The sequence below is a fragment of the Fructobacillus parabroussonetiae genome, assembly GCF_018437265.1.
Taxonomy (GTDB): domain Bacteria; phylum Bacillota; class Bacilli; order Lactobacillales; family Lactobacillaceae; genus Fructobacillus; species Fructobacillus parabroussonetiae.
This window is the reverse complement of record NZ_JAAMFL010000014.1, coordinates 1-14,556: the sequence shown is the minus strand read 5'-3', so window position 1 is coordinate 14,556 and position 14,556 is coordinate 1. Positions and strand designations below refer to the sequence as shown.

The 14,556-nt window shown below is 33.6% G+C and carries 11 protein-coding genes and 1 pseudogene; 8 read left to right on the top strand and 4 right to left on the bottom strand.

Annotated elements, in window-relative coordinates:
• Nucleotides 1–415 (top strand): hypothetical protein (locus tag G6R30_RS06165; protein WP_213822622.1); only part of this gene is annotated, 415 nt, incomplete at its 5' end.
• Nucleotides 416–1,553: 1,138 nt separating this feature from the next.
• Here G6R30_RS06165 and G6R30_RS06340 read toward each other — a convergent pair.
• From G6R30_RS06340 to G6R30_RS06150, 4 genes and pseudogenes are all read right to left on the bottom strand, one after another.
• Nucleotides 1,554–1,763, bottom strand: a pseudogene (locus G6R30_RS06340) (hypothetical protein); the annotation flags it as partial.
• A gap of 1,193 nt (nt 1,764–2,956) precedes the next feature.
• Nucleotides 2,957–3,088, bottom strand: a complete 132-nt coding sequence (locus tag G6R30_RS06285) for a hypothetical protein (RefSeq protein ID WP_274381112.1) — start codon at nt 3,086–3,088, stop codon at nt 2,957–2,959.
• 709 nt (nt 3,089–3,797) lie between these two features.
• The gene (locus G6R30_RS06155; RefSeq protein ID WP_213822619.1) at nt 3,798–5,324 is read right to left on the bottom strand and encodes a mucin-binding protein; all 1,527 of its coding nucleotides are present in this window, start codon (nt 5,322–5,324) and stop codon (nt 3,798–3,800) included.
• Between the two features lie 105 nt (nt 5,325–5,429).
• The gene (locus G6R30_RS06150; RefSeq protein WP_213822616.1) at nt 5,430–5,936 is read right to left on the bottom strand and encodes a helix-turn-helix domain-containing protein; all 507 of its coding nucleotides are present in this window, start codon (nt 5,934–5,936) and stop codon (nt 5,430–5,432) included.
• A 92-nt stretch (nt 5,937–6,028) separates the two neighbouring features.
• Here G6R30_RS06150 and G6R30_RS06145 point away from each other — a divergent pair, with 92 nt between their 5' ends.
• The 7 genes from G6R30_RS06145 to G6R30_RS06115 all read left to right on the top strand — a co-directional run bounded on the left by G6R30_RS06145 (nt 6,029) and on the right by G6R30_RS06115 (nt 14,476).
• Nucleotides 6,029–6,637: a hypothetical protein gene (locus G6R30_RS06145; RefSeq protein ID WP_213822614.1), complete on the top strand. Its 609-nt coding sequence runs from the start codon at nt 6,029–6,031 to the stop codon at nt 6,635–6,637.
• Nucleotides 6,638–6,712: 75 nt separating this feature from the next.
• Nucleotides 6,713–7,276 (top strand): hypothetical protein, encoded by a 564-nt coding sequence (locus tag G6R30_RS06140; protein WP_213822612.1) that lies wholly within the window; start codon nt 6,713–6,715, stop codon nt 7,274–7,276.
• Between the two features lie 187 nt (nt 7,277–7,463).
• Nucleotides 7,464–9,146: a DUF262 domain-containing protein gene (locus G6R30_RS06315; RefSeq protein ID WP_213822609.1), complete on the top strand. Its 1,683-nt coding sequence runs from the start codon at nt 7,464–7,466 to the stop codon at nt 9,144–9,146.
• 1,663 nt (nt 9,147–10,809) lie between these two features.
• Nucleotides 10,810–11,631: a ParA family protein gene (locus G6R30_RS06130; protein ID WP_213822606.1), complete on the top strand. Its 822-nt coding sequence runs from the start codon at nt 10,810–10,812 to the stop codon at nt 11,629–11,631.
• Nucleotides 11,628–11,954: a replication and copy control-associated protein gene (locus G6R30_RS06125; protein ID WP_213822604.1), complete on the top strand. Its 327-nt coding sequence runs from the start codon at nt 11,628–11,630 to the stop codon at nt 11,952–11,954. Before G6R30_RS06130 ends, G6R30_RS06125 begins: the two co-directional genes overlap by 4 nt.
• Before the next feature lie 131 nt (nt 11,955–12,085).
• Nucleotides 12,086–13,903, top strand: coding sequence for a hypothetical protein (locus G6R30_RS06120; RefSeq protein WP_213822601.1), 1,818 nt, complete (start codon nt 12,086–12,088; stop codon nt 13,901–13,903).
• 12 nt (nt 13,904–13,915) lie between these two features.
• The gene (locus G6R30_RS06115; RefSeq protein ID WP_213822599.1) at nt 13,916–14,476 is read left to right on the top strand and encodes a hypothetical protein; all 561 of its coding nucleotides are present in this window, start codon (nt 13,916–13,918) and stop codon (nt 14,474–14,476) included.
• Nucleotides 14,477–14,556 lie beyond the last annotated feature (80 nt).

The window sequence follows — 14,556 nt, the reverse complement described above, 5'->3', positions numbered from 1 at the left end:
TATCACTTTGGATACAGCTACCATTTTTTATAACACTTCAAATGATACCAAAATTTTGTCGCCAACCTATAATATTACCAATAACTCTGGTCGCCCAGTAAATGTCAGAGTTAACAGCTTTACACAAAATGATTCAACTGATATTAGCGATATTGATGAATTAAAATTTGTTATAAAGCGTACGGGTAAAACCCCAAAAATGACTAAGTTAATTAATAAGGGCAAATTATCAAACAGTAAGGCTAATTCTTTGACGTTAGCTAATGCTGACGGGAACCTAACTAAAAATGATACAGCTGTTTCAGGAAGCAATAAGGCCATCTTTGCGTATAAAGGTAACATATCAAAAAAGTTAAATTTACAAAAAAGACCTTCATTTACTATGAATCTTCTCTTCACGCCAGTATCGTGGTAGCTATTATCCCTAAAATTTTATTGCTAATTCAATTTGCTGTATTTGTAAAGGATACAGCAAACAAAGAATGTAATGATTAAAATGCTCGTATGTCCAACTTATTGACATACGAGCAAAACACTAAAAAGCGTCCTTTATGAAAAATTCACTACAAAAAATAAGCGACCATCTAGGGTTCGTTGTTGTTTTAGTATGATTCCTTTGGAACTTCAAATAAGCTCAATCGGGAAGTGGCATGATTGAAAAGGTAGGTGAACCAGAAAGAATGTTTTTGCTAATCCAAGAAGCGCCCGCCTTACTTAAAGTAAGGCGGGCACTTCTTGGATTGAGGGGCCTTTTTAGGGAAAATAAAAGCACGAGATTCTTCCCTTTTGAACAGCTCTGATTTCAGTTTGGTTAAACTAGACCAATCCAACTTGACATAAAATAGATTAAACCAAGAAGCCCAGCTGCCGAGCTTCTCGCCCCTTTGTGAAATTACCTTTGTGAATTTTAATCGGCGGCCCTCTTTCCTTCGTTCACAAGCTTGCTTTCTGTCCGAATTTCACAATCTAGTCCAATTGTTATTTTGTTATCTTTTAGTTACTTGTGGTTTATAATTTTTTATTTTCTTTAATTCTGACTCTTCATAGACATTGAATTGTGCTGCGTAATAATCGATTAATGAAGTATCAACATCATTCAAATTTTTTATCTTTAGTAGGATGACTAAACTACGAATTTCATTAGCGGATGTTTCAGATACACGAATGGTCGTTTGTATCTTCGTTAACAGAAAATAAAGAGGTCCTCTGAAAGGTGCTTTCGGGACAAGTTTTATCTGATAGTCGGATCAGCTTTATGGTTGTGCATTAATATTATTTTTATCTAGTAAACCCATTTATTCATTCTCGCTAATAATTCATTGGTTATTTTGCTGTAAAGTTCATGTGATCTTAAATCGTTGATGTCTCTTTTATCCGATTCATCAGGGTTCGTAATGCCAATCAAATGATATCGTTTGACATGCTCGATATTACGCACTACATTTTTAAATAGATTTTTTTATCCAAATTTTTCTTTGGATTGTTGCAAAATAGTTAGACCTATGGGTGAGGATTTTTTGAGTAATACTGGAAGAATACCAACAATAGCCAAATTACTTCGGCAGAATAAGTGTCATATAACTCTTGTGCATATTGTATAAACCCCTCTGCCCCTGCGAGAGAGCGTTTTTGAGCTTGCAAAACAACAGCAATATAATCGACGCCACTATTAAGCTAACGGTGTATACACTTAACGTTGGTGGTGCTTCAAAAATAATAAAGGCATATTGTTTCTCTATAGGAGTTATTAATATTTTTAAGAAGACCCCATCTTTTTGACTATCGGGAAAATTTTGTCAAGAAATAATAGAAACGAAGTATCGTCTGTCAATTCAGTTAGTAAAAAAATATTCTTTATAAATATACATACATATATATGTATACAAGCATATAAATATACATATATATTTATATGCATATATATATGTATACAAGCATATGAATATATATGTATGTATATATATATAAATTTAATTATATACATCATACCTACTAAATCAGCATTATTCGGTTAAACTAAATTTGTATATTTGCGTGAATATACGCTCAAACAAAACATACATACATACATGTATACATGCATGCATATATGTATGTATACATGTATACATTAAAAATAAAATTTGACAATTGCTTGTTGTATAGGTATTATTAGGGTATTGGGCGTCAGTTCACCACTTAGTATATTCACCATAAAAATTAAATAAAAAAAGGTCATAGCCAACCCGGCAAGGTTGGCTATGACCTGCACAGTAACTGCCCTAAACAGTTGCCATGCATTTATTTCTTCATTTTCGGGTAACCCCTATAAGGATATTTTACAATTAGAAGGATAAATAATCAACCTTTAAAAAGGAGATCGCATAGCAATTGCTAGGCGATCTCCTTTTTAGTTACTGTGACGGCTTTTGATTTCCTTAGGGCCGTTATCCTATAAGGCTGATACGGGACAGGCGTGTACCCGTAAGGAGGGAGGCAGTTGTTCCGTCCAAACCACGTCCAAAGGTTGCCGTAGCGGGTAACTGGGCAATGAATAATTGGCCATGGGTTCGCTCGCCCAGCAAGTGATTGGCAAAGTAGTGGTTCCTAGATTAGCACCTAGGAGGCTCTGAGAGGCGTTTTTAGCTCAGAGCGGAAGTCTGGCAACACATTACCCGGAACAAACGGGAGAGTGGGCAGAATGCTCTTTAAACAATGTTTGCGACTTGACCAAAGCGATGGCTCTTAGCTATACCTTGGAAAAGCCCTTACGTATTCTCTTTTTTGAGATTTTACTTAAGGGCTCTCTCTGCTCAAAACAACTTGCTGCCCTTGGCGGGGGTTAGGGTGAAAGTCAACGAAAAGCTTTTGGTTTTTAGAGAAAAAAGATGGAACATGATTGATTGATAAAAAAAATTCATTTTGCATAAAGAGCAAAACAGATCCTGCGCGATTTTGCGCATGAAGTCGTTCGACTTCAGAGCAAATAAGTAGGCCAGATGACCGAAAGGTCATCACCAGAAAAAGTGATTTGGTCTTGGTCTTCGTCAAACCGTTTTACTTGTTTTTGATTGATGATGTTTTTAGCCAGTTTCTTTTTTTTCAGCAAATTTCTTTTTACTCCATGCGTTAAAAATTGCTAAAAGCGAAAAAAAGGGTTTGGTAAAAAATCATCAAAAAAGTCCCGACAGTAAAAATTTTATTTTGCCAATGTCGGGCTAAAATTTTTTGGCTTAATCGGACGTTTTTGGTAAGTTGGGTTTTCGATCAAAAGGAAAAGGAACCGGTAAAGTCATTTTGCTCGTTCGGTTAAAATCAGAAAACCCCGTCACGATGTTGTTCATTTTTTTCGGCCTTAAAAAACAGTGTCATCATCAAAAATTGAGTTGTAACAGGTTAAGGGGGATTGTCGGCACAATGTGCCTTAACACCGCTGTGCGGGCAATCCCACTGCATGCACTTTTTCTAAAATGTGTTACTCGAGTAACACAAAAAAATCTATAAAAAATCCGCCAAAAAGAGAAAAGGATCGGTTTTGCTGACGAAGAATTTCGTTCTGGTCAGTGAAACAAGATAGACCTTGGAGTCTTTTTTCGTGCGTAAAAGGCTTCTCTCATCCCGATTCTCAGAAAGGCTTTTTTCACAAAGGATAAAAAGCCTTTCTGAGAATCGGGATGAGAGCTAGACCAATTGCTTTTCGGAAAATTGAGCAAAGTCGTTTTTAAGAAAAGAAAAGGCAGGCCCCGAAAATGGGGACCTGCTTTTTTGACTTGCGTTAAGGCACGTTATGTTAACTAATAAATATTAATTACAAAAGATTAGCCTCTCTTTTTACGGCTTTTACTTAGTCCAAAGAAAACGAGGATTGCAGAAATACCAAGAAGGCCGGCAAGGCCGTACCCTTGATCTTTTTTAGCCGTATCTGGTAGATTATGATACTTTTCTAAGCGAGTAGTGTGTTGTTGTTTTGATGGCAATGGCTTGCCAGCTGTCTGTGTTTTGGTAGTCTCTGACGAAGTTGAATCAGTTCCATTTGAACTTGGATTTGAGGGGGTGTTGCTACCATCTTGGTTATTAGAATCGGTGGCATCCTTCATGTACTTAACCGTGAAGTTCAAGTCTTGGGAATCGCCATTAACCATTTGAGCGGCAATTTCAGCTTGGTCAGGCGTATAGCCTTTCAGAGATGGACTTTGAACAGCTTCAAAGGTCTGATCGGTTGACCAACTACCATAAGTGACTTCGCCCGTGACAGCATCGGTGTACTTAGCCCGAGTAAAGGTCAGTGACTTTGTATAAGTATCAGCTGCATTGGTACCATCAGGGTACTGATAATGAATCGTTTCATTAACCGTCTTGGTATCTGTGGACTCGGCTGGCGCGTTCTTCATGTACTTAACCGTGAAGTTCAAGTCTTGGGAAATGCCACTAACCGTTTGAGTGGCAATTTCAGCTTGGTCAGGCGTATAGCCTTTCAGAGATGGACTTTGAACAGCTTCAAAGATTTGATCGCTTGACCAATCACCGTAAGTTACTTCACCAGTATCTGGATCGATTTCAGCCGAACGAGTGAAGGTAAGTGATTTTGTATAAGTATTTGCTGATTCTGTACCATCAGGGTACTGGTAATGAATCGTTTCATTAACATTTTTTCTTTCTGTTGGGCTTATAACATTCACTAGGAATGTTTTTCTAATATTTCTGTTACCTGGATAATAAATAGTGCACTCATATTTCCCTGCAACGTCAGTATTAACAGAAGAAGTGTTCACTAGGAATCCATATCCGGCAGGTTCACTCGAAAAATTAAGTGAATCGGGCATGTTCTGATAAGGTATATATTCACCTACCGGAAATGGGTCGCCTTGCATAATTGAAATGGAATCAGAAACGTTTATTTTCATTACTGTAAGTGATGTCTGTTGAATAGTTCCATCAGAAAAAGTAATGGTTACTGTATAACGACCAGGATTCTGATTATCGGCTTGCCCTAAATCAACTTTTGCATTGTAATCAATTGTTTCTGTCGAATTAGAAATAATTTTTGCTTCATAATCTTGAGCAGTGTTTGGCAAACTATCGCCAATATTTATCGTGGCACTACTTACTGAGTGAATGCTTTGTTGATCTGCTAAGTTTGTCTGTTCTGAATTGTTGTCATAACTATTTGTATCAGCGCTTACTACAGAAGATGAGACAAAAGGCGTACTTTTATTAACATTAGAAGAAAAAGATTCGACTCCTAAAAGAGTAAAAGAAGCTAAAGAAATAACAATCCAACTCTTTTTTACTTTGTGTAATACTTTCTTTGTATTTTCTTCAAAGTTTAAATTATTATAATTCATTTTACAGATACTACAACTCCTTATTATTAATCATTTTCATTTTTTCCTACTCTTAAAATTGTACTCTAATTATTGAGTATAACATCCTCAAATTGATGCCCACCATCATTGAACTTGCCATAAATGAAAATACCCAAGCACATGGAATAGTATGTATAAGTTTTTTAATTTATCCAGTACGTTAAATCTTTTTCTTATCGAATAAACGAGACCAAAATCCTTTTTTGGGTTGGTCAATTTTTTTAACTCATGTGTTTCCCTAGTTAATTGTTCAGTATGCTGTTGACTCATTAACTGCAACTTTTGACTATTGATTAATTGCTCATTTAACTGATCAATCGTGTGATTTTTAGCTTTCAATTCTTCCCGAAGCACGCCAACAAGTTTTTCTTGTTCATTGTTCACCTCTTTGTCAACTTGACTGTCAACCTTGACACTTTTAATTGGACGCTTTTTTAACAACGAGAGTTCCTTTTTTGTAAAAGAAAGACGCCCCTTCATATCATTATCTTTTAGCCTTTTATATAGTGTTTGACGACTTATTTTAAGTTCTTTTGCTAATGCTGTTAAACTGTCAAACGATTGTAAAGTGTCAATTTTTTTATTGTCCATATTGACAGTATAACATTGACAAAAATGGACAATAAATAAGTGAAATTGCAATGCCTATTAGAAAATGTAATACTTTTTAAGAGGTATAAATTATGAAAAAAGTATTTAGCATTGTGATTTTAATTGGCGTGATTATTTTAGGATTTTTGGTAATTAAAGAAAAACACCATAATCATTTACTCAAAGAAGAAGTAAAAGAACAAAGCGAAATTAATAAAAAAGAACAATCAGAAAGTCAAAATAAAGAATCAACTACAGAAGAACAATCAGAAAGTCAAAATAAAGAATCAACTACAGAAGACTCTACTGTAGACAAAAAAGAACTAGTTAAGAAAGCGTTATTAAACCAACTATACATTGAAAAGGTGACTAAATATAACGACATTGATATAGAAGAAGCTATGCGTCAATCTACAAGTCCAAAAAACTTATTTCATGATGAACAATCCTATTACTTCGATAGTGATTATCACGTTATCATTAAAAATTTAAGTAATAATTTGAGTGGAAATGAAGGTGGCTGGTCTGTTGATGATCAAAACCTAACTATTACGATTGGAGGCGGAGGTGGTGTAAAAGTTATTCCCTACGTGATTCAAGATAATAAAGTTAAATTTAATAGCTTTCAATGGAAACAGTACGGAACAGAAGGCACATTTACTTCCACATTTATTTCAAATACCAAAAATACAGATTCATAAATTATATTGGAATTTAATGAAACCAATCTCAAATTACGTTAAAACGTCAATAGTAAGGTGTATAAGGTATAACGCATGAAAAAAATATTTTATATTGTAATTTTAATTTCAGTTGTTTTTCTAGGATTTTTTTTGATTAATGAAAAACACCATAACGATTTGCTCAAAGAAGAAGTAAAAAAACAAAAAGCAATTAATAAAAAAGAACAATTAGATAATCAAAATAAAGAATCAACTACAAAACACTCTACTGTAGACAAAAAAGAAATAGTTAAAGAAGCGTTACTGAAACAGCCATATGTGGAAAGAATAAGTAAATATAATGACGTTGATGTAAAAGAAGCTATGCGCCAGCCTACAACCCCTCCGAATTTAATTCACGATGGAACAGTCTCTTATTATTTTAATAGTGATAATAATGTCACCATACAACGACCTGGAAGTATAGGGGGCACATATCAAGGTACCTGGTCTATCGATGATCATAAATTAACTATCACTACTGATTCAGGTGTAACCAAACAATACACGTATAAAATTCAAAATAATAAAGTTAAGTTTGATAGTCAGGATAAGTACGGGACAGATGATAAGTGGACTTCCGAATTTATTCCAAAAGCTGAAGATCCAGATAAATAATATTTAATTTTCCGATTGAGATTATTGGTGAAAAGGAAAATACCAAATTGTATGGTGTCCGTTTTATGTAGCTGGTGATGAACGGGAAACCAGAAAAGCGATTTATGATTTTATACGAACGGACTCATAAATAATTTTTTAGGTAGTACTAAAGAGTAACATGTCATAATTTTTAGGAGATAACTTAGTGACAACTACTATTGAAGTTAATAAAAAAAACGTAAAGCAATTACTAGAGTCTGGTACAAAAAAGAAATTTGTCATTCCAGAATATCAAAGGCCCTACTCGTGGACGGAGGATCAAATTGAAACCCTTTTTTCTGATTTAGTTGAATATACAGAAAATGATAATGAGAGCACTTATTTTCTTGGGACCATAGTCTCATATGAAAATGAAAAAAAAGAACAAGAAATTATTGATGGTCAGCAACGAATAACATCATTATTTTTATTCCTACGAGCTATATACAGTAAATTAGAAGGCGATCTGACGTCACCTGAATCCAAACACTTAGCAGGTCAAATAGAACCTGCTCTTTGGATTCAAGATGATCTGACGGGAGCTGTTAAGAAGGATGAGATTTTAATCAGTTCTCGTGTCATGAGTGATGAAGCAAATGAAGAATTTGCTGATATTCTTATTACGGGAAAGGCTGATAAAAATTCAAAATCAAACTATGCACAAAACTATCTAACATTTCAAAAACTACTAGATAATTATTCCCAAAGTAAGCCTATGCGCTTTTATCAATTTATTAATAACCTTTTGAAAAAAGCAATTCTACTGCCCATCGATGCGGATACCCAAAATACCGCTCTAACTATTTTTTCCACTCTAAATGATCGTGGCTTAGCACTTTCAGATGCTGATATTTTTAAAGCTAAAATATATAATCATCTTCCTGAAAGCGACAAAAATTATTTTATAGAAAAATGGCAGCATCTCGAAGAAGAGGCGATGGATGTTAGTGAAAGCATCCAAAAACTCTTTTATTATTACATGTTTTATTTGCGAGCTATTGAAAACGATCGTAAATCTACTACTCCAGGTATTCGTAAATATTATTCAAAAAATAATTTTAAACAACTATATCAACCGGCTGTTATGAATGACCTTGATCAATTAATTAGTTTATGGGCTGCAGTTAACAATCATGTTGAAATTAGCGATAAAGAATGGTCGAAAAACAACGACATACGAATATTGTTAGATGTTCTATCGTCTTATCCAAATGAATTTTGGAAATATCCTGTGGTTATTTTTTATTTAAAATATCAAAATGAAACTTATTTCGAAAATAAATTTCTTGCGTTTCTCAAAAAATTAGCAGCTACTCTATCAGCAAAATATATCATTACACCTACAATTAATGCTGTTAAAGTCGGAATTCTAAATTTAAACGCTAATATAATAGATTCTCCTGATCCACAATTTAATTTTTCTGCCATTAATTTAGAAGATTTAAGAGAATATGTCAAAACTCCCCATAAAAATATTGTACGTATGATTCTTAAAATGATTGCCTATCAACATCAAGACAATCTATTGCCTGATAAATGGGAAATTGAACATATTATGCCTCAAAAATGGCAAACTAATTATTTCCCAAATGATACAGATGTTAATATTCAATCATTGGTAGAACACATAGGAAATAAAATTCCTTTTGAAAAAAAATTAAATATAGTCGCAAGCAACGGATATTTTAAGAAAAAACAAGATAGCTACAACCAATCTAATATCCAAATAGTAAAAAAACTGTCACAAACAAAAAATAGTTGGGGACTTGATAATATTCATGAGCGAGATGTTAGGGTAACAGATGAATTAGTCGATATACTTAACAATTGGGGATTGAACAGTAATTAATAAGTCATAAATGACCAACTACATTCGAACTTAACATAATGTCCATTAACGCAAGTCAAAAAAGCAGGTCCCGATTTTCGGGGCCTGCTTTTTCTTTTGTTAAAAGCGCCTTTGCTCAATTTAGCCAAAAACAATTGGTCTAGCTCTCATAATCCCGAGCTAACGGGATTTGGCTTTTGTGAAAAAAGCCTTTCTGAGAACGATCATGAGAAGTCGTTTCCGCACGAAAAAAGCGAAAAAGTTTTTACCACCTTTCACTGACTAGGACAAAACTTTTGTCAGCAAAAACGCTCCCTTTGAACCCAAAACCAAATCCGCAAAGAATCCAAAACAACACGTCAACGTATCAACCTAAAAAGTAAATGTTGATTCCCAATGAAGCCGATCATTTTCTCTTTTAGGTCCTTTTTTGACAAAAAAGTTAGTTTAACTTGAGTTAAACATCGGTTAAACATTAGTTAAACTAGCTAAAAAAAGTGCATGCACTGGGATTGCCCGCACAGCGGGGCTAAGGCACAATGTGCCGACAATCTCCCTTAACCTGTTACAACTCAATTTTTGATGATGACAATGTTTTTTAAGGCCGAAAAAAATGAACAACATCGTGACGGGGTTTTCTGATTTTAACCGAACGAGCAAAATGACTTTACCGGTTCCTTTTCCTTTTGATCGAAAACCCAACTTACCAAAAACGTCCGATTAAGCCAAAAAATTTTAGCCCGACATTGGCAAAATGAATTTTTTCTACCGGTATTTTTTTGATGATTTTTAACGCATGAAGTAAAAAGGAATTTGCTGAAAAAAAAGAAACTGTCTAAAAACATCATCAATCAAAAAAAGTAAAACGATTTGACGAAGACCAAGACCAAATCACTTTTTCTGGTGATGACCTTTCGGTCATCTGGCCTACTTATTTGCTCTGAAGTCTTACGACTTCATGCGCAAATCGCGCAGGGTCTGTTTTGCTCTTTATCCAAAATAAATGTTTTATCAATCAATCATGTTCCATCTTTTTTCTCTAAAAACCAAAAGCTTTTCGTTGACTTTCACCGTAACCCCGCCAAGGGCAGCAAGTTGTTTTGAGCAGAGAGAGCCCTTAGGTAAATCTCAAAATTGAGAATACTTAAGGGCTTTTCCAAGGTATAGCTAAGAGCCATCGCTTTGGTCAAGTCGCTAACATCGTTTAAAGAGCATTCTGCCCACTCTCCCGTTTGTTCCGGGTAATGTGTGTTGCCAGACACTTCCGCTCTGAGCTGAAAACGCCTCTCAGAGCCTCCTAGGTGCTAATCTAGGAACCACTACATTGCCAATCACTTGCTGGGCGAGCTAACCCATGTCCAATCATTCATTGCCCAGTTGAACGCTACTTCAACCTTTGGACGTGGTTTGGACGGAACAACTGCCTCCCTCCTTACGGGTACACGCCTGTCCCGTATCAGCCTTATAGGGTAACGGCCCTAAGGAACTTTGCCGTGCTTGTTAGGTTGTTTTTCATTAATTAGTATTCGAAATTAAATAAAAATTTTAATTCATATAATAAATTGGTAACACCTGATTATAGTCTGCTTATCGAGTGTATACGCATATATACATATATATGCGTATACGTATTTTTTGTTATAATAATTATATATTATTTTTAATAAGGAAAGTTAGGTTCTGTATGTCTACTAATATAACATTTGGAAATTTTAAGGGTGGAACTGGAAAAACCACTAATAGTGTTTTGATTTCATATCATTTGGCTCGAAAAGGATATAAAACCTTATTGGTGGATTTAGATCCCCAGGCTAATGCAACTTCATTGCTATTAAAAACTGCTCAAAATGAAAATAACGAAGCTATTTCCTTTCCAAAAACATTAATGACTGCCATTTCTGAAGATGATCTCTCCTCAATTGTTACTCCAATATTAAGTAATTTGTTTTTATTACCTGGTTTTGCTGATTTTACTTCTTATCCTTTATTTCTTGAGAAGAAGTTTCCTCACACTCAAAAAGATCGAATTTTTTTCTTAAAAGAATTAATAGGGCCTCTGGAAAGTAAATATGATTTTATTATCTTTGACGTTCCCCCTACGTTAAGTACTTACACAGATAGCTCAATAGTAGCCTCAGATTATATTGTTATTGTTTTGCAAACTCAAGAACGCTCTCTTGTAGGAGCAGAGGCGTTTATACAATATGCACAAGAGTTATATGATACTTATTCTTCTAAAGTTAATTTTGATATTACAGGTATTCTCCCAGTATTACTAAAAAACACCTCTCCAGTTGATCAAACAATTCTAGAACAATCTAAACAAAAGTTTGGATCAGAAAATCTATTTGAAAATGTAGTTCGTAATATGGAGCGTGTTAAACGATATGATTTAATTGGAATTACAAATCCGGATGACACTCACAAACGAGATATGCATGATTTGAGACTGCACAATCTTTACAGTACAATAACCGACGAATTATTGGAGAAAATAAAAAAATGAGCTTAATAGATAAAAACAAAAACCAGAAAAAGTTAATTCAACGTTCTGATGCTATGCAACCTGAAACAACATTTGAAAGAAACTCCTTGTTTTCTATCAACGAAGATACTAAGAGCCTCTCCAAAAAATATGTCAAGGAAAAACAAACAACGATTCGTGTGTCTGAAACATCTGCTAATGAAATTCGTAGTTTAGCTATTTTGTTAAATAGAAAGAATTTAAATGACGTAATTACATCGTTAATTGACTATTATGAATCACAACTTAACGTTGATGAAGAGAAAGAGTTGAAGCAAATAAAAAAAATAATTAATAGATCATAAAATAGCCTTCTTTATTATAAAAATTCACTCTTTGTTGATAAATATAGAAATTAAATGGTGAGGTTTGTTACAATGGATAAAGTATGAAAACTTTCTATTGTAGTATGAAGAAGGTGTTTGAGGTTGAGTACATGAAAAAAGCTTTTTTTATCACCTTGTTTTTTTTCTTTTTTGCAACCGCCTTTGCAATAACAGGAAAATCTGATACCGACACAGTTAGTGTTTCGAACAAGCAGGAATTAAAGGCGGCTTTGTCTAAAAATATTTTAAATATTAAATTGAATAATGATATTCATTACGATGATAATGAAAGATTCTTCATTAATTCAGATGTTAATATTATAGGAAACAATCATGCTATTTTAAATGATGGGTCTAATCAAAGAGATTGGCCAGGTTTTACGTTAAACAAAAATGATTTAAATGTTAGTTACAATAATGTGACCTTTGGAGATAATAATCATATTCAATCTTGGTATGGTATTTTACAAGGAAGTTGGTATAGGGCCAACCTAAAAATAAACAATGTCAATTATATTGGATTTACGGCTGCTCAGCCTTTTTATCTTAATAAAGATACAAAGTTAACTTTTACTGGGAACAATAATTTTTATACCACACCAGGAAAAGGCTCAGGACAAGAATTTTTAGAAGGCGCAACAAATATTGTTTTTGATGAAAATAGTGTTACTAATATTTATCATAATACCAATACCAGTACCGCTGGTTTTTTATGGCCAAGTGACACAACAAATATTAGCGTGAAAAAAAATGCTCAAGTAAACATAAATACAAGTAAGAAAATATTTTGTTGGGGGGCAAACTTTAATTTAAATCTCGATGATAATTCAGTTTTTAAAATTAACAGCACACTGAATGGTGTTACAATGGGCACAAACACTGGGAATGTCACATTGAACTCAGGCTCATATTTTGAAGCTGTAGGGAATGGCTCGTTTGGAGAACAAGCTTCAGATAATATCAATTTCAGTACCATAAATCCAAGAGGTCTATTAATTGAGAATAAAAAATCAAAAGGTCTATTTAACCACGACGTTACTTTAAATAATAAATCTACATTCCCATATTTCTTTGATTATTACAATCCTTCAAAACAAACACAACCGGCATCTTCTGGAAATAATATTTTAAACAACAATGTTTTTGGGTCTAATAGCACTAAATTGTTTTACCATGCAAAAACAAAAACCATTGGAGATGTTACATCAACTGTTAAAAGTAATCCTTTAATTAGCCAAATAAACTTAAATAATCTTAATATAGAAGGCCCTTACTACTATAAGGGTATAGAATACAAGATATACCAAAAGTCTTTAGTTTCGGATATTGATTCTGATAATAGCCAAAATATAATCACTAATGATTCAACAGCCGACTTTAAAGGGATAACTAATGACGATTATGTAGATGTAACTAATGTTCCTGCAGGAAATTATGTTGTCTACATGCGGGCTAAAGGGCAATCTCTTTCCTCTAGCTATGAAGATACAACAAGTCAATGGATTGCAAAAGATATCAATGTTAAAAAAAGTATGCTAGATATCACTGTTCCTATTAAAACTGATTTCACCGTTCTGGATAATAGCTTGTTCACATCTGACAATCAATATAAAATTGTTAATAATTCTAACTTTACTTTTAAGTACTATATAGATTCAGATTTACCAAAGAAAGAAAGTGGATCTGCTAATCTTGTTGATAAAATTGATTCTGATACACCAAACAAGTCAATATATTTGGCTCTTAAAGTTAGAGATACAAAAAATGACATATTACCTTTTGTTCATTCAGCAGATAAAACAATGAAAATATCAGTACCCGGTTTTAAAGGTGAAAGTATTTTTAATGTAATCGGCCAGTACAAAGGCCCGATTAACTATTCGAAGTATGAAAATCTTAGCTACATAATTAAGTTATTTTTTGAATAGGAGAACAAAGATATGTTAGGACATGAAAATAAAAATGATATAACTAGTGATTCTGTTGAAAAAAAGAAAAAAAGAAGAGTAATAATTTGGTTAATACTACTTTTCTTATTATTATTTTCATGTGGAGCTGGATACCTATTTAACAAAGTTTATAGCCCTACCACCACAAAAAAAATAGTTTCAGGCGACTTTCTTCCAGGATATAAAGATGCGCAAAAATTAACTGATGAAGAAATTGCTAAGTATGCACAAAAAAAAGTTGACGCTAGTAAGTTTCAAATGATTATAAATCCAGACATTATTGTCAATAAAAGTTCACAATCCAGTGACATTAATATTAAAAATCCAAGTAGCAATTCTTATCCCATTGCTGTTACTATTACGTTGGATAATGGTGAAGTTGTTTATAGGTCTGGAAGAATGGATGCTGGTTATGAGGTTAGAAATCCAAAGCTTGATAAAAATTTGAAAATAGGGCATTATAAAGGTGTAGCTACTTTCAAAATCTATGATGTAAAGACCTCAAAAGAAAAAGGAAAGGTGTCAACTGCTATTACCATAGTAGTAAAATAAGGAGAATAGAGATGAAAAAAACATTAATTACCCTAGCTGGTGCAATTTCTTTATTAGGTCCATTGGTTGGAGTTTCGAAC